21 protein-coding genes are annotated in these 23,169 nt (G+C 50.1%); 9 read left to right on the top strand and 12 right to left on the bottom strand.

From position 1 onward, the window contains the following. Positions 1-17: 17 nt before the first annotated feature. From RYZ59_RS01930 to mgrA, 3 genes are all read right to left on the bottom strand, one after another. A complete protein-coding gene (locus RYZ59_RS01930) occupies positions 18-1,223 on the bottom strand; it encodes a PfkB family carbohydrate kinase (RefSeq protein WP_318044527.1) in 1,206 nt (401 codons plus the stop codon). 277 nt (positions 1,224-1,500) lie between these two features. Beyond that, a complete protein-coding gene (gene ypeC / locus RYZ59_RS01925) occupies positions 1,501-1,827 on the bottom strand; it encodes a DUF2502 domain-containing protein YpeC (RefSeq protein ID WP_005122377.1) in 327 nt (108 codons plus the stop codon). Between the two features lie 137 nt (positions 1,828-1,964). Next, positions 1,965-2,954, bottom strand: coding sequence for an L-glyceraldehyde 3-phosphate reductase (gene mgrA, locus RYZ59_RS01920; RefSeq protein ID WP_318044522.1), 990 nt, complete (start codon positions 2,952-2,954; stop codon positions 1,965-1,967). A 183-nt stretch (positions 2,955-3,137) separates the two neighbouring features. Between mgrA and RYZ59_RS01915 the strand changes: the two genes are divergently transcribed. Then, positions 3,138-4,790 (top strand): alpha-keto acid decarboxylase family protein, encoded by a 1,653-nt coding sequence (locus RYZ59_RS01915; RefSeq protein WP_318044520.1) that lies wholly within the window; start codon positions 3,138-3,140, stop codon positions 4,788-4,790. Here the strand turns inward: RYZ59_RS01915 and RYZ59_RS01910 are convergent, their stop codons facing one another. Beyond that, complete coding sequence (locus RYZ59_RS01910; protein ID WP_318044518.1) at positions 4,791-6,026, bottom strand: ion channel protein; 1,236 nt, start codon at positions 6,024-6,026, stop codon at positions 4,791-4,793. It lies immediately after the preceding gene. A 204-nt stretch (positions 6,027-6,230) separates the two neighbouring features. On the opposite strand from RYZ59_RS01910, the gene glk reads away from it, so the two are divergent. After that, positions 6,231-7,196, top strand: a complete 966-nt coding sequence (glk, locus tag RYZ59_RS01905; RefSeq protein ID WP_115643122.1) for a glucokinase — start codon at positions 6,231-6,233, stop codon at positions 7,194-7,196. A 468-nt stretch (positions 7,197-7,664) separates the two neighbouring features. Then, entirely contained in the window at positions 7,665-8,291 is a 627-nt protein-coding gene (locus RYZ59_RS01900; RefSeq protein WP_318044515.1) for a LysE family transporter, read from the top strand. Positions 8,292-8,375: 84 nt separating this feature from the next. On the opposite strand, the gene RYZ59_RS01895 is transcribed toward RYZ59_RS01900, so the two are convergent. From RYZ59_RS01895 to RYZ59_RS01885, 3 genes are all read right to left on the bottom strand, one after another. Next, a complete protein-coding gene (locus RYZ59_RS01895) occupies positions 8,376-8,576 on the bottom strand; it encodes a hypothetical protein (protein WP_202038156.1) in 201 nt (66 codons plus the stop codon). A gap of 82 nt (positions 8,577-8,658) precedes the next feature. Continuing rightward, the gene (gene ypdB / locus RYZ59_RS01890) at positions 8,659-9,393 is read right to left on the bottom strand and encodes a two-component system response regulator YpdB (RefSeq protein ID WP_286628991.1); all 735 of its coding nucleotides are present in this window, start codon (positions 9,391-9,393) and stop codon (positions 8,659-8,661) included. Positions 9,394-9,407: 14 nt separating this feature from the next. Next, a complete protein-coding gene (locus RYZ59_RS01885) occupies positions 9,408-11,105 on the bottom strand; it encodes a sensor histidine kinase (protein WP_086523807.1) in 1,698 nt (565 codons plus the stop codon). A gap of 387 nt (positions 11,106-11,492) precedes the next feature. Between RYZ59_RS01885 and alaC the strand changes: the two genes are divergently transcribed. Beyond that, positions 11,493-12,731, top strand: coding sequence for an alanine transaminase (gene alaC / locus RYZ59_RS01880; RefSeq protein WP_137384255.1), 1,239 nt, complete (start codon positions 11,493-11,495; stop codon positions 12,729-12,731). A gap of 67 nt (positions 12,732-12,798) precedes the next feature. Here the strand turns inward: alaC and ypdK are convergent, their stop codons facing one another. Beyond that, positions 12,799-12,870 carry a membrane protein YpdK gene (gene ypdK / locus RYZ59_RS01875; RefSeq protein ID WP_010723117.1) on the bottom strand — a complete coding sequence of 24 codons (72 nt, stop codon included), beginning with the start codon at positions 12,868-12,870 and terminating at the stop codon, positions 12,799-12,801. Positions 12,871-13,214: 344 nt separating this feature from the next. Between ypdK and RYZ59_RS01870 the strand changes: the two genes are divergently transcribed. Then, positions 13,215-13,829, top strand: a complete 615-nt coding sequence (locus tag RYZ59_RS01870) for a lysozyme inhibitor LprI family protein (RefSeq protein WP_318044504.1) — start codon at positions 13,215-13,217, stop codon at positions 13,827-13,829. Positions 13,830-13,870: 41 nt separating this feature from the next. Here the strand turns inward: RYZ59_RS01870 and lpxP are convergent, their stop codons facing one another. Further along, entirely contained in the window at positions 13,871-14,791 is a 921-nt protein-coding gene (lpxP, locus tag RYZ59_RS01865; protein WP_005129779.1) for a kdo(2)-lipid IV(A) palmitoleoyltransferase, read from the bottom strand. Between the two features lie 440 nt (positions 14,792-15,231). On the opposite strand from lpxP, the gene RYZ59_RS01860 reads away from it, so the two are divergent. Beyond that, a complete protein-coding gene (locus RYZ59_RS01860) occupies positions 15,232-15,474 on the top strand; it encodes a YfdY family protein (RefSeq protein WP_137384253.1) in 243 nt (80 codons plus the stop codon). Between the two features lie 115 nt (positions 15,475-15,589). Here RYZ59_RS01860 and pgtP read toward each other — a convergent pair whose 3' ends face one another. Continuing rightward, positions 15,590-16,981 carry a phosphoglycerate transporter PgtP gene (gene pgtP, locus RYZ59_RS01855; protein WP_040231431.1) on the bottom strand — a complete coding sequence of 464 codons (1,392 nt, stop codon included), beginning with the start codon at positions 16,979-16,981 and terminating at the stop codon, positions 15,590-15,592. A gap of 415 nt (positions 16,982-17,396) precedes the next feature. On the opposite strand from pgtP, the gene pgtC reads away from it, so the two are divergent. Genes pgtC through pgtA form a run of 3 tightly spaced genes read left to right on the top strand, consistent with a single transcriptional unit; the run spans position 17,397 to position 21,839 of the window. Then, the gene (pgtC, locus tag RYZ59_RS01850; protein WP_202039677.1) at positions 17,397-18,596 is read left to right on the top strand and encodes a phosphoglycerate transport regulator PgtC; all 1,200 of its coding nucleotides are present in this window, start codon (positions 17,397-17,399) and stop codon (positions 18,594-18,596) included. Further along, on the top strand, positions 18,593-20,602 hold the full coding sequence (gene pgtB, locus RYZ59_RS01845) for a two-component system sensor histidine kinase PgtB (RefSeq protein WP_318044498.1): 2,010 nt from the start codon (positions 18,593-18,595) through the stop codon (positions 20,600-20,602). Before pgtC ends, pgtB begins: the two co-directional genes overlap by 4 nt. Then, the gene (gene pgtA / locus RYZ59_RS01840) at positions 20,592-21,839 is read left to right on the top strand and encodes a two-component system response regulator PgtA (protein ID WP_318044495.1); all 1,248 of its coding nucleotides are present in this window, start codon (positions 20,592-20,594) and stop codon (positions 21,837-21,839) included. Before pgtB ends, pgtA begins: the two co-directional genes overlap by 11 nt. 100 nt (positions 21,840-21,939) lie before the next feature. On the opposite strand, the gene RYZ59_RS01835 is transcribed toward pgtA, so the two are convergent. Together RYZ59_RS01835 and RYZ59_RS01830 are read right to left on the bottom strand one after the other, a co-directional pair. Continuing rightward, a complete protein-coding gene (locus tag RYZ59_RS01835) occupies positions 21,940-22,479 on the bottom strand; it encodes a DUF2058 domain-containing protein (RefSeq protein WP_040231426.1) in 540 nt (179 codons plus the stop codon). A gap of 115 nt (positions 22,480-22,594) precedes the next feature. Then, positions 22,595-23,071 carry a WbuC family cupin fold metalloprotein gene (locus tag RYZ59_RS01830; protein ID WP_318044492.1) on the bottom strand — a complete coding sequence of 159 codons (477 nt, stop codon included), beginning with the start codon at positions 23,069-23,071 and terminating at the stop codon, positions 22,595-22,597. Between the last annotated feature and the right edge of the window lie 98 nt (positions 23,072-23,169).

Genomic DNA, 23,169 nt, shown 5'->3' with positions numbered 1-23,169 from the left:
GAAGATGCTCTAAACAGCTACTGCATACGATGATAAACGAGTGAATTGTTGGGCATGTTTGATGCACCTTTACGTTCAACTTTCAACGAGGCAAACGCAGAAGCATACTGCGCTGCATTGATGAGTCCTTTACCGTTTGCAATGCATGCAGCCAGTGCCCCGGTAAAGGCATCGCCTGCTCCACTGGTATCGACCACGGCTGATTTATAGGCAGGAATATGCGTGAAAACTGTGCCATCAAAGATCAGACAACCGTCGCTACCTAACGTGATAATGACGCATTTTGCGCCTTGCACATAAATGCTCCTGGCGGCATTTTTGGCCGAATAGATATCAACAATGTTGATACCAGATAACGCTTCAGCTTCAATTTTGTTCGGCGTAATAATGTCAATTAAATGCAATATTTCTTTGATCTCTGAAACATAAGGCGCCGGGTTCAGGACAACCAGCGATTTTCCGAGTTTTGCCTGCATGATAGCGAAACGCGTGATCGGAAAATTATTCTCCAGCTGAGTTAAAAAAACTTTGCAATTACGGATGGTATCAATATCCAATAGAATATCTTCCTGGGTAAAAGTTTCATTGGCCCCAAGATCGATACTGATCATATTGTCACCCGTAGCACCTGAAACCCATACCATTGCAATGCCCGTGGATGACATTTCATTTTCAAAAAAAGAAAAAGAAGAAATTTCAGTATTGGTTAAATATCTTTTGGCTTTTTTTGAAAACTCATCGGCTCCTAACTTAACGGTGAGATGAACATTGTTATTGATTTTAGCCGCGGCAACCGCCTGGTTTGTGCCTTTTCCTCCGGCATAAAAACGGGTTGCAGAGGCTCGGATGGTCTGGCCAATCTGAGGAAATGTCGTCGTTTCAGAAACAATATCTATATTGAATGAACCAAGTATGTAAATGCTATCATCTATATAGCTATTTTTTTTGGCATGAGCAGAAACCGATACAATTTCTTTCTGGCTTTTGAACCCATTCAATATGGTGTTGGTGAAAGACTGCTCAAATAATGATTCCTCAGGTGTGCTTTTTAATTGTGCACCACCATGAAATAATGAGAAAAGACTATTCTGACTTAATTCATTTAAGTCATTACGGATCGTGCGAGTTGTGACAGATAATTCCTTTGCTAATTCGCTAACATAAACCTTTTTATCGGTTACTAACTTAACCCGAATGGCCTTTTGTCTTTCTTGTTTTTTCATTAGCGCTCACCCCAGGTTTTATAATATTAAATTAATGTTAATATTTATCGCGCAAAGTTCAAAAAAAACACGATAAATCGGAATTTTTTTTTCCGATTTTGCGAATTTGTGAAATGAACAGGAAATTTACGGGAAAACAGGGGCGAGGGGATGTGGCTGCTTGTCATCTGGCGATTGGCAAAGCGTGATGCAAAAAGGGCCTGGGTATAGACACAGGCCCTGGGTAACTCGATGATTTGTGTGAACAATACTCCCCGCATGATGGGGATTTGTTACATTAATGGCGGTGCCCGTGGCCACGTCCACGCCCGCGATGGTCATCGCGATCGTTCCAGCCTTCACGATAGCCTCGCTCATAAGCTTTGCGCTTATCCCAGCCGCGATGATAACCGTTGTCATGACGCCACCAACGATTTTTACGCCATTCATAATTATGGTGCCAGTAATCCCGGTCACGCCAGCGCCCACCGTCCCAGTAGTTACCGTAGTTATCGCGATCGCCAATTTGTAATTTAATCGACGGCAGCAGGGTGATTTCGCCAGCGTTTGCGGCCAGCGGTGCAAAAGCCAATAAGACTGCCGCCAGAATCAGTGACCTGAACATTGTTTCTCTCCTTCACGATCGAGCCGTAGCCGGCCTGTTAACGCAATATTACGGGGCAGTAAAGCCCCGTTTCATCGCCTTAACTCTTAAATCGTCAGAGAACGCACTTTTTGTTAATAAATGTGTCTTTATTTCCATCAACCCAGGATGGCGTCGATCTCCGCACACTCTTCGGCAGAGAAATGACGGTTTGCCAGCATGCCAACGGCATCTTCAATTTGCGCAGGTTTGCTGGCGCCAATCAGTACTGACGTCACTTTATCATCGCGAAGAACCCAGGCTAACGCCATCTGGGACAGTTTTTGTCCCCGGCGCCCGGCCAGCGCATTAAGGGCACGGACTTTTTCCAGTTTTTGTGGGGTGATCTGGTCTGGGTTGAGAAAACGGCTGGCGCTCGCTGCACGGGAATCCGCCGGAATACCGTTCAGATAGCGGTCAGTTAATTGCCCGCCAGCCAGTGGGGAAAAGGCGATGCTGCCCACACCTTTTTCCTGCAAGAGTGATAGCAGTCCCCCCTCAACCCCGCGCTCAAACATGGAATATTTCGGCTGGTGGATGAGACATGGTGTCCCTAAATCATCGAGTATTTCGATCGCCTGCCTGGCGAGATCCGCAGGATAGTTAGAGAGTCCTACGTACAACGCTTTCCCCTGACGCACAATATGATCCAGCGCGGTCATGGTTTCTCTGAGCGGAGTTTGGGGATCGGGTCGGTGATGATAGAAGATATCAACATACTCCAGCCCCAGACGTTTCAGACTTTGATCGAGGCTGGCAATCAGGTACTTACGCGATCCCCAGTCACCGTAGGGACCTTCCCACATGGTATAGCCTGCTTTGGTCGAGATTATCAGTTCATCCCGGTACGATAAAAAATCTTCCTGCAGGATGCGACCGAAGTTTCGTTCAGCCGAACCCGGCGGCGGGCCGTAGTTATTCGCCAGATCAAAATGGCTGATCCCCAGATCGAAGGCGTGCTGTAATAGGGCCCGGCTGTTTTCGACCTGAGTGGTATCACCAAAATTGTGCCACAGACCCAGGGAGACAATCGGCAGTTTGAGCCCGCTCTGACCGCAGCGGCGGTATTCCATTGTGTGATAGCGATTTTCGTTAGCCTGATAAGCCATGTCGCCTCCTTCCAGAACATAGGTGTCTTTTAGTGTATACGGTTACACAATCGATTCTTCAAGGAAATTTTGATCGTCAAAACTGTACACTCTGCTTTCCACCTCCTTCGCAGCGACATTCCTGGACAGTCATCACAGTTCTTCGATACTCAACATGAGGTTACCGTCAGAAGGATAGCTGTCATGCAAACCCCGTATTCCGTTGCTGATTATCTGCTGGACAGGCTGGCAGACTGTGGCATTGACCATCTGTTTGGTGTGCCGGGCGATTACAATTTGCAGTTTCTTGACCACGTCATTGACCACTCAAGCGTGCGTTGGGTCGGGTGTGCAAATGAATTGAATGCGGCGTATGCCGCGGATGGCTATGCCAGGGTAGTCGGAGCGGGAGCATTGCTTACCACTTTTGGCGTGGGCGAGTTAAGCGCAATTAATGGTATTGCCGGAAGTTACGCGGAATACGTTCCTGTCCTGCACATTGTCGGGGCGCCATGTCGCAGCGCTCAGCGTCGTGGCGAGTTAATGCATCACACCCTCGGCGACGGTGACTTTCAGCATTTCTACCGTATGCAACAGTCAGTGACGGTCGCCAGTGCCGTGCTGGATGAACAAAATGCCTGCTATGAAATTGACCGCGTGTTGCAGGCGATGTTAACCGAAAGACGACCGGGTTACCTGATGCTACCTGCTGATGTTGCGAAACAACCTGCTACACCACCAAGTGATATACTTATTGTTCCCTTGAGCGAGCCGGAAAGTAGCGTAGCTGCTGCGTTTCGCTATCATGCGCGTGAACAGCTGCTGGACAGTTCGCGCGTGTCGCTATTAGCCGATTTTCTCGCGCTACGCTTTGGCTTGCAGCCCGTTTTACAACGCTGGATGACGGAAACGCCGATGGCTCATGCCACGCTGTTGATGGGCAAAGGATTGTTTGACGAGCGACATCCGGCGTTTGTGGGTACCTACAGCGCGGGGGCCAGCAGCGATTATGTGCTCCATGCGATAGAAGACGCCGATACGATTATTTGCGTCGGTACCCGGTTTGTTGACACCCTGACCGCCGGGTTTACGCAAAACTTACCTCCCGAGCGAACGATTGAGATTCAACCCCATGCGTCGCGGGTTGGGGGAAGCTGGTTTAACATTCCGATGGAACAGGCGGTTACTACGCTACGGGAACTGTGCCTGGAAATGTCGTTTTCGCTTCCGCCTGAACGTCCTTGTGCCGGGCGTCTGCAGGTTGAGAAAGGCCCTCTGACGCAGGGAAATTTCTGGCATACGGTGCAACAGTATCTGGCCCCCGACGATATTATTCTTGTCGATCAGGGGACCGCAGCATTTGGCGCAGCTGCGCTGTCACTTCCTGCCGGGGCGGAAGTACTGGTCCAGCCGCTGTGGGGGTCAATCGGTTATGCTTTGCCTGCTGCATTTGGGGCGCAAACAGCCTTCCCGCACCGTAGGGTGATCCTGATTATTGGCGATGGTGCGGCACAGCTCACCATTCAGGAATTGGGAACCATGCTTAGAGACGGGCAAACGCCTGTTATTTTACTGCTCAATAATGACGGTTATACCGTGGAGCGTGCTATTCATGGTGCGAACCAACGATACAATGATATCGCCGGATGGAGCTGGACGCAGGTGCCACAGGCGCTAAGTCGTGAATGTCAGGCGGAATGCTGGCGCGTGAAGCAGGCTGTCCAACTGGAAGAGGTTCTGGCTCGTCTGGCAAAACCGCAACGCCTCTCGTTGATAGAAGTGGTGTTGCCGAAGGCTGACCTTCCCGAACTCTTGCGCACGGTGACCCGTGCGCTGGAATCCCGCAACGGGGGATAGTTACTTATCGGGACGGTCAGCAATCATCATTGGTTTTCCGGCTAATAGCAGCCAGGCCGGAAGCATGACGATGCACAACAGTGGGAGTAGGGTGGTGTCCGGCACCACCACTGCCGCCATAAACAGGCTCAGCCATGCATCACGAGTGACGACCAGTACCAATCCCAGAATGGCGCAGGAGACCGTAATCGCGGCAGGAACGGCTTCGACATGGGCATGCAGCATCAGCCCCAGTGCGACGCCAACGAATACCGCGGGGAAAATTCGCCCACCGCGAAAACCACTCGCTGCAGCCACGACCAACGCAGCCAGCTTTATCACCGCCAGCATGAAATAGTCTGAGGCTCCCAGCGTCTGGCTAAATGCCATTTGCTGCATCTCATCCAGGCCCTTAAACAGGGTCAGTGGTCCTCCGATAACACCCAAAATGCCGAGGATAAAGCCTCCAGCGCCGAGGATCAGCACCGGATGTTTCAGGCGATGTATCAGATGGTGCAAACGAGGCAGGCACCACACGGCCACCATCCCCGCCGCGATAGCAATGGCCGCAACGACCGCGCCGCTGAAGATATCGACCAGATGCATCTGCGTATAGTGCGCGATGGGCAATGAAAAGTGGGGATGAAAGAACAGGCTGGTGGTGAGTGATCCTGCCGCGGCGGCCATTAACGGTGCGAACAAACGGTCCCATAGGGGGACATCGTTGGAGCTGTTCAGCGTTTGCGAAAAGACCAGCGCAGCGGCAACCGGGGTACCAAATAGCGCCCCGATGGTGCCAGCAGAGGCGAGGATGGTCCAGTCCAGCTTTGCAATTCGTGGAAACATGCGGCTACCCATCGCCACTGCCAACGCAATGTTAACGGTCATGATGGGGTGCTCTGGACCCAAACTGACGCCCCCCGCGAGGCCAATAATCAGGGCGGCCAGCAGTCCAGGCAACGCAGACGTCGAGACGGGCATGCCGATTAAAGGTTCGCAGGCTGGGTCAGGGCCAGCATGGCCATGACTGTAGCGGATGATGAGCCCGACCACGACCCCGGTAAGCGTGAGCATTGCAATAATCCAGAATGGAGAATCCTGGGCAATACCGATGCTTATGGGCAGACGTTCCCACAAAAACTGCTGTAAAACGGAAGCCACTTTCATCACAGCAATCAGCACCAGACTGGACGCTACACCAATCAGCAGCGCAGGTGTTGATAGCAAGAGCATCGTTCTGGCTCGTGGATGGAGCATTTTCTATTCCTTAATGCAGAGTCATAGGCGTAGTTTGCACAGCCTGCCCAACGGCATCGCTGCAAATGATGCTGAAACGATAAAGTAATTCTGTGACCTGGATCGATATTCCACGGGCATCAGCCTTCAGGGCGTTGTTGTTATGCCCCCATGAATTTACAGTGTGACAAAGATTTATTCTGACTTTAGCGGAGCCGTGAAAGAATGACAAAATATGCTTTAGTGGGTGATGTTGGCGGCACCAACGCGCGTCTTGCTCTGTGCGATATTGCCAGCGGCGAGATTTCACAGGCGAAAACCTATTCCGGGCTGGATTACCCAAGCCTTGAAGCCGTTGTGCGCGTGTACCTGGATGAGCATAGCGTTAGCGTCAAAGATGGCTGTATCGCCATTGCCTGCCCAATAACCGGCGACTGGGTGGCCATGACCAACCATACCTGGGCATTTTCTATTGCCGAGATGAAAAAGAATCTGGGCTTTAGCCATCTGGAAATCATCAATGATTTCACTGCCGTATCAATGGCAATCCCAATGCTGAAAAAAGAGCATTTGATCCAGTTTGGCGGCGCTGAGCCTGTCGAGGGCAAACCCATTGCGGTCTATGGCGCAGGCACCGGTCTCGGCGTGGCGCATCTGGTTCATGTGGATAAACGCTGGGTGAGCCTGCCAGGCGAGGGGGGGCATGTGGATTTTGCGCCGAACAGTGAGGAAGAGGCGATTATCCTGGAAGTGCTGCGGGCTGAGATTGGTCACGTTTCGGCAGAGCGCGTGCTGTCCGGTCCTGGGCTGGTAAATCTGTATCGCGCGATTGTGAAATCTGACGGACGTCTGCCGGAAAATCTGCAACCGAAAGACATTACGGAACGCGCCCTGGCTGATTCCTGTATTGACTGTCGTCGCGCACTGTCGCTGTTTTGCGTCATCATGGGCCGGTTTGGCGGCGATCTTGCATTAACGCTGGGGACGTTTGGCGGGGTGTACATTGCCGGCGGCATAGTGCCGCGCTTCCTGGAATTCTTTAAAGCATCGGGTTTTCGCGGCGGTTTTGAGGATAAAGGGCGTTTTAAAGCCTATGTGCAGGATATCCCGGTCTATCTGATTGTGCATGATAATCCAGGCCTGCTTGGTTCCGGCGCGCATTTACGCCAGACGCTGGGACACATTCTGTAAGGCCCGTGCCGGATGGCGCTTTGCGCTTATCCGGCCAACACCGAAAATAATTCCGTTGACGGTTAAAACTGAGACGCTCTGAGGAAGTGGGCGATTTTTTGTATTATCAATTATTACAAATGTCATTATGTTGACATTAAATATCCGGGCACAACCGCAAAAGGTTGCCGCAATAATAAGAAAAAGTATAAATAACACTCTGGTGAATAACGTGTCGAAATATCATTAAGTTAGCGTAAATTTAATGCAGTTCCCTTTATGAGAGCGGACATCTTATTTACAGTGATACATCGGGGTAAGGTGACATTATCCAGGTCAGATTGCTGCAATAAAAATCGATTTATCGCGAGGAATTCTTTTTAGTATATTTAATAAGCGATAAAAGTGATGGAGCTTAAAGAGGCTGGTGAGCTAGAATCAACTTCCTGATTTATGGGTAATACATTTCAGTCTGGCGAATTTTTAAATATGTTTATTCCTTCTGTTAGTGCGACGGCCTTTGTTGCTTCGATTGCCACATTGGGCATTCTTTCTCCCGGCCCGGACTTCTTCATGGTGATTAAAAATGCGGCGCGCTACCAGCGTCTTCAGGCCATGATGACAGCTCTTGGCATCGTCGGTGGTGTGGCGACCCATATGTCCTACTGTGTGGCAGGACTGGCGGTTGTTATTACCACGACGCCCTGGCTGTTCGATATTTTGAAATATGCGGGGGCTGCGTATCTGATTTGGGTGGGGCTGCAGGCTCTGCTGTCACGCGGGCACAACAGTATGGATATGACCCAGGTTGCGCGCCAGGAAGTGACGTTAGGTAAAGCATTTCTGCAGGGCTATTTGTGCAACCTGCTTAATCCAAAAGCAACGCTGTTTTTCCTGTCGATCTTCACTCAGGTGCTGAGCGTCCGGTCTGGTTTTCCAGAAAAAGCCTGGTATGCCGGCGTTATCCTGATGGTGTCAGTGATTTGGTGGCCGGTACTGGTGATCCTTATCCAAAGTGCGCCAGTGCGCGCTGGCCTGGCAAAGGCGCAGAAAGTCATCGATAAAATGCTGGGTGGTCTGCTGATTGCCCTCGGTATTAAGGTTGCTCTTAGCTAATTCAGTTTAGCCTGTAGCGTGCTCATGCTCTGTACGCTGAGTGGCCGCGAGTTAAGGGTTTAGTTAGCCCGCGACCGGTTATTGTCAGTGAGATGTCGTGCTTGTTGCGTTTTGTATCGGCAGTTTCCCGGCTCTCAGTAGCACCATCTCTTGCTTGCACAGCAGTACGATAGCCTGACGAGCCTTCATTCGACGTGAGGTGAGGGCTTTTTTCACCGTACGGCGATCCGCACCCATTTCCAGCATCTGAAAACATAACTGGGATAGCGCATGTCTGTATTTCATTGAAAATTCACTTTATTACGTTTTATAGCACCGGCGGTAGATCGCCATTTTACAACGATCCGCACGGTCATGACTAATCGCCCTATAAATGCATTAACTGTCTGAATTCTTTTACTTTGCTCCGGCTAACCGGGATTTCAAATTCCAGATCTTTTAATCGCAAAATATAGGTGTTGTTAAACCACGGTTCGATCTCGCGGATTTTGTTCAGGTTTACGCAGAATGAGCGGTGGCAGCGGAAAAAATGTGAGGCAGGCAGTTTGCTGCAAAATTCGGTGATGTTCATCGGCATGACATACGATTCGCGCCGCGTGTAGACGAAGGTCATCTTTTCATGGGCTTCAGCGTAGTAAATATCGTTGATTGGCGTAACGATGATCCGCTCGTCTTTGATCAGGTTGATCGTATCGTTTTCACGCGTCACCGGGCTGGTAAGGGGGGCTCCTGTTTGCTGCTGTTGCCAGGCTGCCTCCAGTTTTTGCAACATGCCGACAATCCGTGATTCCTGGTACGGTTTCAGAATATAGTCAAACGCTTCCAGTTCAAAGGCTTCAACAGCGTGTTCTTTCCAGGCAGTAATAAACACAATAAAGGGCTTATGCGCAAACTGACTGATGTTTTGCGCCAGCAGCACACCATCCAGTGACGGAATATTGATATCCAGAAAAATAGCGTCAACGCGGTTGTGCTGCAGGTATTTAAGGACATCCAGACCGTCGTCAAATGTGCCGACAATCTCCATCTGGCTGTGCTCTTTTATCAGCCAGCTAAGTTCCTGTTGGGCCAGGAATTCATCTTCAACAATGATGACTTTCACAACTTAACTCCTGGTTAAAGCAATAATGTGGCCGGGGCCGCTGCAGGTGAGTGCTGGTTTGGCACGTAAAAGGCAATCTCTGTGCCCGGCTCAAGACGGCGGATATGTAGCCCTTCGCCGTACAGGAGCTTAACGCGGTGATGCACATTCAACAGGCCAATTTTATTGCCCGGCATTTCATTGGACTCAACGCGTTCAATGACTTTCGGATCGATACCATGGCCGGTATCTCTGACGGCAATGCGTACCCGATTACCACATTCCGCCACGCTGATAGTGACCACACCTTTCCCTTTGCAGGGTTGGATCCCATGGACGATGGCATTCTCAACCAATGGCTGAATCAGCAGGCTGGGAATAAAACAGCTGACCTCTTCATCAATATCATAAATAACCGTCAACTTATCGCCAAAACGGGCCTGCTCAATGGCAATGTAATCTTTAATTTGATACAGCTCTTTCTTGATGTCGATCTGCTCATCATCTTTTAATTCAATATTATAGCGAAGATAGCGAGATAAATTAAAAATGAGCTGGCGTGCAGTGTCCGGGTTAAGCCGCACTGACGATGAGATCGCGTTTAGCGCGTTAAACAGAAAATGGGGATTTATTTTACTTTGTAGTGCCCGCAACTCTGCCTTATTTGCCATTTCGCGTAGCTGTTCGGCGCGGGAAACCTCAAGCTGAGTCGAGATAATTTGTGACAGACCGATAGCCATTTCCTGTAATGAAGAAGTGATCTGGTGGGCATGGCAGTAGTAGATTTTCAGCGTACCGGTGACCACACCTTTTTCCCACAACGGTATTACCAGCATGGAGTGTATTTCCGGTGTGCGATGTGCTTCATCATTGTTCTTTATGATGATTTTTCCGTAATTTATTGCCTGCTGGGTGGTAGGGCTAACGAAATCATCGTTATCGCGGTAGTTCAGTTCGCCAACGCCGACATAGGCCAGAACGTGCTGGGTATTGGTGATCGCGACGGCATCAGCATGAATATCATGGCGAATAATTTCGCACACCTGGCGTAGCGACTCGCTATTGACCTGACGAAAAAGCGGCAGGGTTTTGTTGGCGATATCCAGCGCCAGCTTAGCCTGTTTTGCCGCACTGGCCTCTTTCTCTCCTTCCACGCTTTGTACCAGCATGACGATAAAGCCGATACAGACGCTGCCAAGGATCATTGGGATACCGATTTTCGAGACGATATCCAGCCCCAGTTCGGTGGTGGGGGCCCAGGCGACCACCAGAATCATGGTCAATGATTCGCACAGCATTCCGCCTAAAATACCGGCGCGCCAGTGTTGTGCCTTAGGGATTTTTCGGTTGATCCAACCCGCAATACAGCCAGCAAGGATGCTGGTAATAAAACAGGGAAGGGCGGTAACACCTCCAATATCAATCAGATAACGGTGTGTACCCGCGATGAGTCCGGTAATGATACCGACCCATGGGCCGAACAGAATTCCTCCTGACATCACGGCAATAATACGCACGTTCACCAGTGAGCCTTCTACCGGTACACCAGACCAGGTGCTGAACAGGGCAAACATGGAGAAAATGGCCGTAACGGCGAGCAGCTCTTTCACCGAGTGAGCTGACTTGTGCAACAGTTCGCGGAACAGGCGGATACGAATCAGGAAAAACAGACAGAACAGCATTAGCGCTGCCCGATCAAAGACCGCCAGCAGCATATTGAATATTTCGTGCACAGGTGACTCTTGCGAAGGGGGTAAACCTCTATGATAGGTAACCTGAGGCAGGATGACCAGCATCCCTGTCAGCACAGGCTAATGAGGAAAAACCACAATATTAAAAGGGGATTGTTGCATGATTGTTGTATTTACAATATCTCTCCACAGAAGGCGAACTTCAACGTAATGTATTTAACAACAAAATGTTAAAAACTGGTGATTTCATGAGGGTTAGATATTCATGTATTTCCCGTTTTAGAAACGTTGTTCCTCTTTTATGCCGATAAAAAATATTTTGCTGTACCTCTCGACAGAAGGAAATTAATCAGGCTATTTTCTAAACGTGCCACCATCGTGGCCGCGTCGCTCGGACGGTCCGGGCGCTAACGTACATCTGAGGATATTATGGCTGACTCCCGCCCTGAACGTCGTTTTACGCGTATTGATCGTCTTCCCCCTTATGTTTTTAACATTACCGCTGAACTGAAGATGGCTGCGCGTCGGCGCGGCGAAGATATTATCGATTTCAGCATGGGGAATCCGGATGGCGCCACGCCTCCTCACATTGTCGAAAAACTGTGTACCGTGGCGCAGCGCCCGGATACCCACGGTTATTCAACGTCGCGTGGTATTCCTCGTCTACGTCGGGCGATTTCTCGCTGGTATCAGGAACGCTATGACGTCGAGATCGATCCGGAATCCGAAGCGATTGTAACGATTGGCTCCAAAGAGGGGCTGGCTCACCTGATGTTGGCGACATTGGATCACGGCGACACGGTCCTGGTGCCAAATCCCAGTTACCCCATCCATATTTATGGTGCTGTTATCGCCGGAGCCCAGGTGCGTTCCGTGCCGCTGGTGGAAGGGGTCGACTTCTTTAATGAACTGGAACGTGCGATTCGCGAAAGCTACCCGAAACCGAAGATGATGATCTTAGGCTTCCCGTCCAACCCGACGGCGCAGTGTGTCGAGCTGGAGTTTTTCGAAAAGGTCGTCGCACTGGCTAAACGCTACGACGTGCTGGTGGTTCATGACCTGGCCTACGCCGATATTGTCTATGATGGCTGGAAAGCGCCATCGATTATGCAGGTTCCGGGTGCCCGAGATGTTGCCGTTGAATTTTTCACCTTGTCGAAAAGCTATAATATGGCGGGGTGGCGCATTGGTTTTATGGTTGGCAATAAAACGCTGGTAAACGCACTGGCGCGCATTAAGAGCTATCACGATTACGGAACGTTTACACCGCTGCAGGTAGCCGCTATTGCCGCGCTGGAAGGCGATCAGCAGTGCGTACGGGATATCGCCGAGCAATATAAGCGTCGTCGCGATGTGCTGGTCAAGGGGCTGCATGAAGCGGGCTGGATGGTTGAAATGCCAAAAGCATCGATGTACGTGTGGGCGAAAATTCCGGAGCAGTACGCCGCAATGGGGTCGCTTGAATTTGCCAAAAAATTGCTGAATGAGGCGAAGGTTTGTGTTTCGCCGGGGATTGGTTTTGGAGACTATGGTGATACACACGTGCGTTTTGCGTTGATTGAGAACCGTGACCGTACCCGCCAGGCAATCCGCGGAATCAAAGCCATGTTCCGCGCAGATGGTTTACTGCCGGCCAGCCCGAAATCAGCCACTGAAAGTACAGACTAGCAAAACCTTCACCTTACAACGCAAACAGGAGCCAAATGGCTCCTGTTTTTTTGCTGCATCTTTCAATTTAGATCATCAGGGCAAAAGTGCCGGCCCATACGATGACCATAAAAGAAATGCCCATAAAGAAATATTTCACTTTTCATCTCTCCGCATACGATGAGTACGCCTAAATGAACATATGCTTACCTGACAGAGAGCTGATGCGAGCATAAACGAAAGGGAGAATACCCCGCGTTTGCTTGGCTGCATCACCTCAGAATTCTGAGCTTTAATGCTCCAGACGGCGCTAATGTACGCCTAAAAATGAGGTGAAACAAGAGGCATTTTTTTATTTAATTTTAGTAACTTACAAGTGTCGTGATTCGGCGACAGTTTAATTTCCGACGGTAATAAATTGCTATTGAGCGACGTAGTTGTTACTCAGAGAATTCTCATATCACCTTGAGGTTAATGCGGTTAATTTTCTCGCGGAATTTGATAATGAAAAGGTTAAAAATGACCAGATTAATGATGTTAGCACTTGTTCTTGCGCCATTGACGTCGATGGCGGCTGCACCACAAGCGTTCAATTTCAGCTGCGCAAGTATTGGTGGTGTGAATAGCGATGGTAACGGCAATGTATGGATTAATGGCGCAAAAGCGACCATTAAGACCTTCAATGAAAATTACTGGGAGGCGAAGAGCGGTAAAAATACCGTCTCTATTTCCAGAAAAGATGACGGAAACCCGGAAGTGTCCTGGGCTGGCCCAAACCGCAAGCATGGGATTTGTCAGCCTGAAGATAATGTTGATTTCTCTCCGGCGAAAAATTCGACTCATGCTGGCCCATCGTTCTCCTGTTCTGCAGCGGAAAAGGGAAGTATGGAAGAGATTATCTGTCAGAGCCCCTCGCTCTCCGCAATGGATTTAAAATTGAACGGGGTCTACAAGCAGGCGCTGGCTAAATCGAAAAATGACCCAACGCTAAAAGCAGAGCAACGAGGCTGGATCAAAGGACGTAATGAATGCTGGAAAGAGCAGGATAAGCCCGCCTGCCTTGCCAGAGAATATAGCGAACGAATGACTGAATTACAGAACAAGTGGGGTGTTAAGTAATTCAGGCGCAGAAATAAAGAAAGGCCATTCGGCCTTTCTTTTTAGACATATAGCGAGGCTTCACCCATCGGGCGGGTTTTGAAACGACGATGGATCCAGAGATACTGCTCGGGTGCCCGCATGATCTCTTTCTCAATGATTTTGTTCATATAGGCCGCGGCCTGGTTTTCATCTTCCGGGTAGCCTTCCATTTCTGGCGTGATAAACAGACGGTAGCCGGAGTTATCAGATTTTCTCACCATGGTGACGGTCAGCATTTTCGCCCCCGACAAGCGTGACAGCACGTAGGTGCCGTTGGTTGTCGCAACATCTTTGACGGCGAAGAATGGCGCAAATGAACTGCCTTTACGGCCATAATCCTGATCGGGTGCAAACCATACGGCTTCCCCTTTTTTCAGGGCGCCGACAATGCCGCGCAGATTATTTCTGCCAATCATGGCTTTGTTCGAGCGCATACGGCCGCGGGTTTGTATCCACTCCATTAATTTGTTGTTGTGCGGGCGGTAGGTTGCCATCATTGGCTGGCAAAGACCCATCACACGGCCTCCCAGTTCCAGCGACATAAAATGCACGCCGACAACCATTACGCCACGGTTATGCGCCTGAGCGCGTTGCAGATTGTCCAGGCCTTCAACATCAAACCATTTACGCACCCGGCGATCTGGCCAGAACCAGGCCATACCGGTTTCAAGCAGTGCCATGCCGAGTGAGCGGAAGTTCTCGTCGACCAGTTTGTTCCTTTCTTCTTGTGACAGATTCGGGAAACAGAGTTCGAGATTTTTATGGGCAATGGATTCCCGGCGCTTTAAAAATGGGCGCGCCAGCGTACCTGTACGGGTGCCCAGAAAACATAAAACAGGATAAGGGAGCTGCACCAGTAACCAGAGCACACCGACACCGAACCATGTGAGCCAGTAGCGCGGATGCAAAAACGCGCGTGAAAATTTACATTGGGGGAACATAAGCACCTGTTGTTGGTACGAAAATAATGTATCGCGAAGATTCTTTGTCTACAGCGTTACTCTCTGACACTGAACAGTTAGGTCACTATGAGCGACAATGGTTCCTGTAAAGAGTGTAAAACTGAGTCAGGACAAACCACGAGGGATATGAATGATCGGACGCATAATGTACACCCGAAGATTAATGTCATCCAGAAATAATTCCTCAAGTTTCGTAAATGTTTTTGGGTCGATAAAAAGCAATAATAGGCTTATAGATAATTTGTTGTTTTTATGACGATTAAATAAAGGCCTGCAGGGAATGCTCGGTTCAGAAAATGAACAGTTATTGTAACGAAAATGTTGCTTGAATTGCGAACGGATAGGAATTGTCTTAGACTATAAAATCAAGGAAGTGTAAGGACTTACGTCGATTTTTACGGCAGACAGGAGGTAACGCTATGTTCTATTTTTGGACTTTCCTCGCATTGAGCATTCTGTGCGTCAGTTGCTATATTTGGCAGGTAATGGGCGCTGCCGCGTCAATTAGTTCTTTTTTCGGCATGGCTATCCTTACGGCATTAATTTATTTCTTTACCATGCGGTTGACTGACGGAAACGAAATGGTAACGGGACTGTTTCTTTTTCTTGCCCCGACATGCGGATTGATCATTCGCTTTATGGTGGGGGACGATAAGCATTAAATCGCAGGTTCATAACTGAAAACGCCATTGTGTACCCCATTGACTGATTTTCTGGCTTCCATCTGAGCAAACTAAAGTGCCAGTATCGCTGGCACTTTTTTCTCGCTAAAGCCGATTACCTGGCATCAGCAAGCTGCAGCTCCGTGTCCTGTTGTTGGGCATTCTTTCGTTGTTGTTCGAGTTCCAGCGCCCCGCGGTGAGACAGATAGCAGAACAGAATGCAGCAGACAATCCCGCCCATCAGCAAATAGAAACCGCCATGCCATCCCATTTTATCGACCATGACGCCAAACAGGCTGGTTCCCAGCGATGCACCAAAAATGTAGCTCATAAAACCGCGTAATCCGACCGCCGAACCGACAGCAAAGCTGGGGACGATTTCCATGGTCTGCACAGACGCCAGGAACTGGGGCACATAGATCAGGCACCCGACGATGGCGGCAAAAATAGTGACCATCAGCAGGGATTCACTTTTCCAGTAACCGATCAGGCAGACGAAGATCAGCGCCATACAAATCATGGCCAACGGCATGCGACGACCCTTAAACAGTTTATCGGTCAGCCAGCCTGCCAGCAGTGTGGAAGGAATTGCGGCCCATTCGAAAAACAGGAACGCCACACTCATTTGCTCTTTCGAGAAATGTTTTTCAGTTAACAGATAAATCGGTAACCAACTGATCATGCCAAAACGCACCATATAGACAAAAACATCTACCAATGAAACATACCAGGCGTTTTTGTTACGCAGCACGTAGGTGCAAAAAATTTGAAAGGCGCTCATGTTTTCCGGCGCCTGGGTTACGTGCCGGGCATTTAACACGACTTTTTCTTCCGGCATCATCTGTTCCAGAGCAGGCAAGCCTTCTTCGCGCGGTGAGCCTTTGCCCAACATCAGAACGATAAAAGCAAACAGCACCGCAACACAGGCTGGGACGATATAGCTGGCGCTTTGCCAGTGTTCACTGCCGAGAATAGCAAAGGCGGCGCCAACAATGGGGGCGACAATACCGCCACCGACGTTGTGTGAGATATTCCAGAATGCGCCAACGCGTCCGCGCTCTTTGCGTGGGAACCAGTTGGCGATGGTAATAAACGAGGGACCGACGCCCATTCCCTGAAACAGTCCGTTGAAGACCACCAGTGCGGCAAAAATCCAGAATCCGGTGCTGAACCCTAAGCCAACGTTGACAATGGCGCACAGGATCAGGCCGCAAGCCATAAAGACTTTCGGGCTGGCTTTGTCTGCCAGGCTGCTCATGATGCCTTTACTGATCCCATAGGCAATGAGCATACAACTGCTGAGTAAACCAATCTGTGTTGCGCTGAGATCCAGATGTTCTTTCAGGTACGGGGTAGAGAGGGTGAAGTTATTGCGTACAATATAATACGCAAGATAACCAAGAAATACGCTAAGTAACGCCTGAATGCGGTATCGACCATAAGTCTCCTGGATTTTTTCTTCCGGGACTTTATTTGCCGATGGCCCTGTCTTAAATATTGATAACATATCATCACCTAAATTTATATTGATGTGAATATCAGGATTTTTCGCAGTGAAGAGTGAAATAGGTGGCGAAGAAATTCAAATTGAAGAAATGTGTCACTATTGACCCAATTTGCTGAAAGTGGGACTGATTTTGACCCTTTTGAATTATGGCGAGGTCAGAGCTATTATTCTTAATGCGTTTTTATCATCAGCATGTGCGGGTATTAACAAATTCAAACGACATTTTCAGGTATTCTTTATCTCTGTTATCGCATTCCGTCTGGTTATTTTGATAGCAGTTTTATCTTTTCCACCTGCTGTGATAAACGGGTAAGTTTTGTCTCAATATTATTTTTCGAAGATGTTGGTATTTATGAACAGGATCACAAACAGACTTTTCTGTCGGGGTAGTTTGTTGGCGCTGTCACTGTGTTTTATGTCGCTGTCGGCGACCTGTCTGGCACAGGGGAAGGAGCTGGTGATGGCGACGACGTTTTCCCCGGGGGCAACGGCCTGGATTATTCAGCGCTGGCAAACGGAGCCGGGGTCAGTGATGATCCGCACGCTAAACCGGACCAGTTCTTCTCTCGAGCAACTGCTCGATACCGCAAATGCGGAAAACGTTGACCTGATTTTAACCTCTTCGCCGATGCTACTGCAGCATCTTCAGGAGCATCAGAAACTTGCTCCTTTTGATAATGCATTGCCGGAAAGCCAGCGGCTGGTGCCTGAGTCAATACGGTCGACGTCTGTAGCCGTGGCTCTCTCGGGATTTGGTCTGCTGATTAATCGTTCAGCACTGACGGCGCGACATCTGCCACCACCGACGGACTGGGGCGATTTAACGCATCCTAAATATCAAAATGCCCTGCTGATGAGTAGCCCATCGCGCTCCGATACCAATCACCTGATGGTTGAATCACTGCTGCAACAAAAAGGGTGGCAAGAAGGTTGGGCGACGTTGCTGGCCAGTGCCGGGAACCTGGTGACCATCTCATCACGCAGCTTTGGTGTTGCGGATAAAATTAAGAGCGGGTTGGGCGTTGCGGGGCCGGTTATTGATAACTATGCCAATCTGCTGCTCAATGACCCCAATCTGACCTTTACTTACTTCCCACACTCTGCGGTCTCGCCGACCTACGTAGCCGTGCTGAAAAACAGCCCGCGAGCCAATGAAGCGCAACGTTTTATCCGCTATTTATTGAGCCCGGAAGGTCAGCGGATCCTTGCCGATGCGAATACCGGTAAATATCCGGTAACGTCGCTGGCAGCAGATAACCCGCGTGCAGCCCAACAGGCCATTTTGATGAAACAGCCACCGCTTAATTACCGTCTGATCCTGAAGCGTCAACAACTGGTCCAGCGGATGTTTGATACGGCCATCAGTTTCCGGCTCGCGCAGCTTAAGGATGCCTGGCGAGCGCTGTACAGTGCGGAAGCCCGTCTGAAACACCCGTTACCCGAAATCAGAGCGCTGTTAACCCAGGTCCCAATCGACGCCAGGAGCAGCGAAGATGAAGCCTGGCTTGCTCAATTCGATAATAAAAGTTTTGCTGAACAGCAAATGATGGAGTGGCAACTCTGGTTTCTTAAAAACCAGCGTCTGGCGATATCAAAACTGGAAGAACTACAATGAAAGGCGGTTCGCTATGGCAACGTCTTCGTCAGCTCAGCATCAGCAGCAGTTTGCGGGGGGCATTTCTGACGGGGGCTTTACTGACGCTGAGCGTGAGCTGTGTCAGTTTGTATTCCTGGCATGAGCAAAGTTCGCAAATTCGCTATTCGCTCGATGACTATTTCCCGCGCGTGCATTCCGCTTTTTTGATTGAAGGGAATCTTAACCTGGTTGTCGATCAGCTTAATGAATTCCTGCTGGCCCCCAATACGACCGTGCGGTTGCAACTGCGCAATCAGATCATCGAGCATCTGGACAAAATTGAACTGTTGAGCCGGGGATTGCAACCCACGGAACAGCAACAACTGGCGGTGATTTTGCAGGATAGTCGGGCGTTGATGACCGAGCTGGACAGGGTGCTCTACAACATGTTCCTGGTACGCGAAAAAGTCAGCGAACTTTCCGCGCGAATTGACTGGTTACATGATGATTTCACGACAGAACTGAACTCTCTGGTGCAGGATTTCACCTGGCAGCAGGGAACGTTGTTGGATCAAATTGAAGCGAAAAATGGCGACGCGGCGTTGTACCTGAAACGCGCCAGGGAGGTGCAAAATGAGCAGCAACAGGTGTACACGCTGGCAAGAATTGAAAACCAGATCGTCGATGATTTACGCGACAGGTTGAATGAACTGAAGTCAGGTAGCGACGACGGCATGCTGGTGGAGAATCATATTCGCTATCTGGAAAATCTGAAGAAAACGGCGGATGAAAATATCCGCACCCTGGACGACTGGCCCAGTACTATCACGTTGCGACAAACCATCGACGAATTGCTGGAAATCGGGATGATGAAAAACAAAATGCCCGATACGATGCGCGATTACGTCGCGGCGCAAAAAGCGCTGGTTGATGCCAGCCATGCCAGAGAAGCTACACTTGGTCGTTTTCGAACATTGCTTGAGGCTCAGTTGGGAAGTAGTCATCAGCAAATGCAGATGTTTAACCAGCGGCTGGAGCAGATTGTTCGCGTCAGCGGCGGGCTTATTCTGCTGGCGACGTTGTTGGCACTGCTTCTGGCCTGGGGACTCAACCACTACTTTATCCGTTCACGATTGGTGAAGCGTTTTACCGCACTCAACCAGGCCGTGGTGCAAATTGGTCTTGGTAGAACCGACGCCTCGATCCCGGTTTATGGTCGTGATGAGCTAGGGCGCATTGCGGGGTTACTGCGCCATACGCTGGGTCAGCTCAATACGCAAAAAAGTCAGCTTGAGCAGGAAGTGGCAGAGCGTAAGGAGATTGAAGCCGATCTGCGAGCGACCCAGGGCGAATTGATTCAGACAGCGAAACTGGCGGTGGTTGGACAGACCATGACCACGCTGGCCCACGAAATCAATCAACCACTGAATGCATTGTCGATGTATCTGTTTACTGCGGGCAGGGCAATTGAACAGGAGCAGTTGGCGCAGGCCAGAAGCACGTTAACCAAAGCTGAAGGACTCATTACCCGTATCGATGCCATTATCCGCTCATTGCGACAGTTTGCGCGCCGGGCCGAGCCGGGGGCACCACTGCATCCGGTCGATTTACGACAAACCTTCAGCGCGGCCTGGGAGCTATTGTCTATGCGGCATAAACCGCAGCAGGGTACGCTTTCGCTGCCGGTTGAGCGCGTGTGGGTTACGGGCGATGAGGTGAGAATTCAGCAGGTCTTGGTCAACATACTGGCAAATGCGTTGGATGCCTGTCCGGTTGCCGCGAAGATTGACGTTTACTGGCAGGTCGAGGGCAGCACGGTGTGTGTCTTTGTCAGCGATAATGGCCCCGGCTGGCCTGGTGCACTGCTACCGTCGCTATTAAAACCGTTTACTACCAGTAAGGATGTTGGTCTCGGTATAGGGCTATCAATTTGTGTCTCATTAATGACGCAGATGAACGGCGAGCTACGCCTGGCGTCAACGCTGGGGCGCAATGCCTGCGTGGTACTGCAATTCAACCTGACGGATGTAGAAGATGTTGAGTGATGAATATTCTGTTCTGCTGATTGATGATGATGCCGATGTCCTTGATGCTTACACCTTGTTGCTTGAGCAGGCAGGCTATCGGGTATGCGCGTGCAATAACCCCTACGATGCCCGAAACTGGCTACAGGCTGACTGGCCCGGTATCGTTCTGAGTGACGTGTGTATGCCCGGCTGTAACGGTATCGAACTGATGACTCTTTTTCATCAGGATGATAACCAGCTGCCGATCCTGCTGATTACCGGACATGGTGATGTGCCGATGGCGGTGGATGCGGTGAAAAAAGGGGCATGGGATTTTCTGCAAAAGCCGGTCGATCCCGGCAAGCTGCTGTTGCAGGTTGCAGAGGCGTTGCAACAGCGAAAATCTGTGATTGCCCGTCGTCATTACTGCCAACAAAAGCTGCAGGTTGAGCTGGTGGGCTACAGCGACTGGATAAATCAGTACCGTCAACGCCTGCAGCAACTGGCAGAAACGGATCTTGCCGTCTGGTTTTATGGGGAGCCCGGGACGGGACGCATGACGGGAGCCCGTTATCTGCATCAGTTGGGACGTAGCGCCCAGGGGCCGTTTATCCGCGCAGAGCTCACCACCGGGAACACCGCTCAGCTCGGTGAGCTGATTGCCCAAGCGCAAGGCGGGACGCTGGTATTAAGCCATATCGCGTGTTTGACGCGCGAGCAACAGCACCAGTTGGTTCACCTGCAAAGCCAGGAGCGGCGTCCTTTTCGGTTAATTGGTATTGGCACGACATCGCTGGTGGAGCTGGCGGCAACAAACCAGATCGTGGCCGAACTGTATTACTGTTTCGCCATGACGCAAATCGCCTGCCAGCCGTTATCCCTGCGCCCGGACGATATTGAGCCGCTATTTCGCCATTACCTGCAAAAAGCCTGTCTGCGTCTGAACCACCCCATTCCACAGGTCGACGGAGAATTGCTGAAAGGGATGCGACGTCGTGTGTGGTTGAGTAATGTGCGAGAGCTGGCAAACGCCGCAGAGCTTTTTGCCGTTGGGTTGCTGCCATTGGCGGAAACCGCCAATCCGCAGTTGCATATGCCGGAACCAACACCGTTGGATCGTCGGGTTGAAGAGTATGAGCGGCAAATCATTACCGAAGCGCTAAATATTCATCAAGGGCGTATTAATGAAGTGGCAGAATATCTGCAAATTCCGCGCAAAAAACTGTATTTGCGGATGAGAAAATACGGGCTAAGCAAAGAGCATTATAAGTTCTAGAGAGAGGAGGCGCGGTTATGATAAGGGTAATTGAATGAACATCTGAGTCGTCACCTCATTATTAGAAAAAATGCCGGACTTATTATCCGGCATTTTTCACTTACCACATTAAATCGTCAGGTACGACGAAGTCAGCATACGGATCGTCTTCGTCTTTCGCTTCCTGGCTCAGCTCACAATTTAAGACGATGTAGCTGTCGTCGCGCTGCGCAATTTTATCGGCAACGACGGCCGGGATAATAGCATATTCGCTGTCACGGTCGCTTTCGGCGGTCAGCCGGGCAATAGCCAGACGCCCTTTAATCAATTGCGCCTGTGTCACCTTATCTACGTAGATTTTTTTAATCAGATTATTATCGGTGAAGTTATACCCAATATCACCTTTGGAAATGGTGATTTTGTTCATTTCAATAAGCTGCTTAATCTGCGCTTTGTATTCTTTCGACAGCGTTGCTTGTTTCTGTTGATCGCTTAACTGCTTATCCCGTTCAATTTGTGCTTTTTTATTCTCTTCAACCGCTTCTCTGGCTTCACGGGCCTGAACGCGCGATTTTTTCGCCGTTCTCTGTACTTTCGCCATTTTTTTGCTGGAGACTAAGCCAGCTTTCAGCATCTGCTCTTGTAGGGTGAGTTTTGTCATTTTTGCGTCTGATCCAATAAAATCGTTGTCAGGATTATAACCTTAACGTCCAACGGGATGCCAGAATACGGGGTTTGCCAAATCGGTCTGGCTCCTGTCTGGCATCGCGAAATGCTCAGGCGCTAAACGGCGTATCTCCGGGCTGAACATGCTGATACCAGGCCATCAGCTCAGTCGTGCCGGGCTCGCCCTCGGCAGGCGCCCAGGCCGCAACGTCTTGTTCGGTCACGGGTTGATAACCACCGTGTTTAACTTCAAAAATAACGCCCCCCTTATCCAGGGACAAGACGGCGTGCCAGGTACCGGCATCCATCTCCAGCGCCATACAGTCCTCTCCTAACACAACACGTCGCGTAACGACGCCAGCCTCATCAAAATTCAATACCACAAAGCGTCCGCTGAGAGGTAATAACAGCTCAAAGGTATGTGGGTGGCGATGAGGACGGACATAGGTTCCGGGTTCCATCGCAATCGCCAGACGCTGAACGGGATCGCTTAGTTGCGGATGAAAATTACGATGTGCGCGCAAGCGAGGAGAATGGGCTGCCGCTTCACTTTGTTGTTGCAGATCGCTGAAGGTTATTTGTTTCATGTTAGCCGCCAGAAAGGAGTCCAGTGTCAGTCAGTCTGTTTGGATTGTGCAAAGCAGTGTATGTGAAGGCGATATTGGTAGGGAAGGCATTCATACAC

Source organism: Citrobacter sp. HN-141, from assembly GCF_033341895.1.
In the GTDB taxonomy this organism is placed as follows: domain Bacteria; phylum Pseudomonadota; class Gammaproteobacteria; order Enterobacterales; family Enterobacteriaceae; genus Citrobacter.
The sequence above is the reverse complement of the archived record's forward strand: the minus strand, read 5'-3'. Positions and strand labels throughout refer to the sequence as shown.

What these genes read in the sequence shown, in the direction of transcription:
- RYZ59_RS01830 (WP_318044492.1), bottom strand. Translation starts at nt 23,071, where the DNA reads ATGAAACAAATAACCTTCAGCGATCTGCAACAACAAAGTGAAGCGGCA.
- lpxP (WP_005129779.1), bottom strand. Translation starts at nt 14,791, where the DNA reads ATGTTCCCCCAATGTAAATTTTCACGCGCGTTTTTGCATCCGCGCTAC.
- pgtA (WP_318044495.1), top strand. Translation starts at nt 20,592, where the DNA reads ATGTTGAGTGATGAATATTCTGTTCTGCTGATTGATGATGATGCCGAT.
- RYZ59_RS01915 (WP_318044520.1), top strand. Translation starts at nt 3,138, where the DNA reads ATGCAAACCCCGTATTCCGTTGCTGATTATCTGCTGGACAGGCTGGCA.
- pgtB (WP_318044498.1), top strand. Translation starts at nt 18,593, where the DNA reads ATGAAAGGCGGTTCGCTATGGCAACGTCTTCGTCAGCTCAGCATCAGC.
- glk (WP_115643122.1), top strand. Translation starts at nt 6,231, where the DNA reads ATGACAAAATATGCTTTAGTGGGTGATGTTGGCGGCACCAACGCGCGT.
- RYZ59_RS01835 (WP_040231426.1), bottom strand. Translation starts at nt 22,479, where the DNA reads ATGACAAAACTCACCCTACAAGAGCAGATGCTGAAAGCTGGCTTAGTC.
- pgtP (WP_040231431.1), bottom strand. Translation starts at nt 16,981, where the DNA reads ATGTTATCAATATTTAAGACAGGGCCATCGGCAAATAAAGTCCCGGAA.
- RYZ59_RS01895 (WP_202038156.1), bottom strand. Translation starts at nt 8,576, where the DNA reads ATGAAATACAGACATGCGCTATCCCAGTTATGTTTTCAGATGCTGGAA.
- RYZ59_RS01870 (WP_318044504.1), top strand. Translation starts at nt 13,215, where the DNA reads ATGAAAAGGTTAAAAATGACCAGATTAATGATGTTAGCACTTGTTCTT.
- RYZ59_RS01860 (WP_137384253.1), top strand. Translation starts at nt 15,232, where the DNA reads ATGTTCTATTTTTGGACTTTCCTCGCATTGAGCATTCTGTGCGTCAGT.
- RYZ59_RS01930 (WP_318044527.1), bottom strand. Translation starts at nt 1,223, where the DNA reads ATGAAAAAACAAGAAAGACAAAAGGCCATTCGGGTTAAGTTAGTAACC.
- mgrA (WP_318044522.1), bottom strand. Translation starts at nt 2,954, where the DNA reads ATGGCTTATCAGGCTAACGAAAATCGCTATCACACAATGGAATACCGC.
- alaC (WP_137384255.1), top strand. Translation starts at nt 11,493, where the DNA reads ATGGCTGACTCCCGCCCTGAACGTCGTTTTACGCGTATTGATCGTCTT.
- ypeC (WP_005122377.1), bottom strand. Translation starts at nt 1,827, where the DNA reads ATGTTCAGGTCACTGATTCTGGCGGCAGTCTTATTGGCTTTTGCACCG.
- RYZ59_RS01910 (WP_318044518.1), bottom strand. Translation starts at nt 6,026, where the DNA reads ATGCTCCATCCACGAGCCAGAACGATGCTCTTGCTATCAACACCTGCG.
- pgtC (WP_202039677.1), top strand. Translation starts at nt 17,397, where the DNA reads ATGTCGCTGTCGGCGACCTGTCTGGCACAGGGGAAGGAGCTGGTGATG.
- RYZ59_RS01900 (WP_318044515.1), top strand. Translation starts at nt 7,665, where the DNA reads ATGTTTATTCCTTCTGTTAGTGCGACGGCCTTTGTTGCTTCGATTGCC.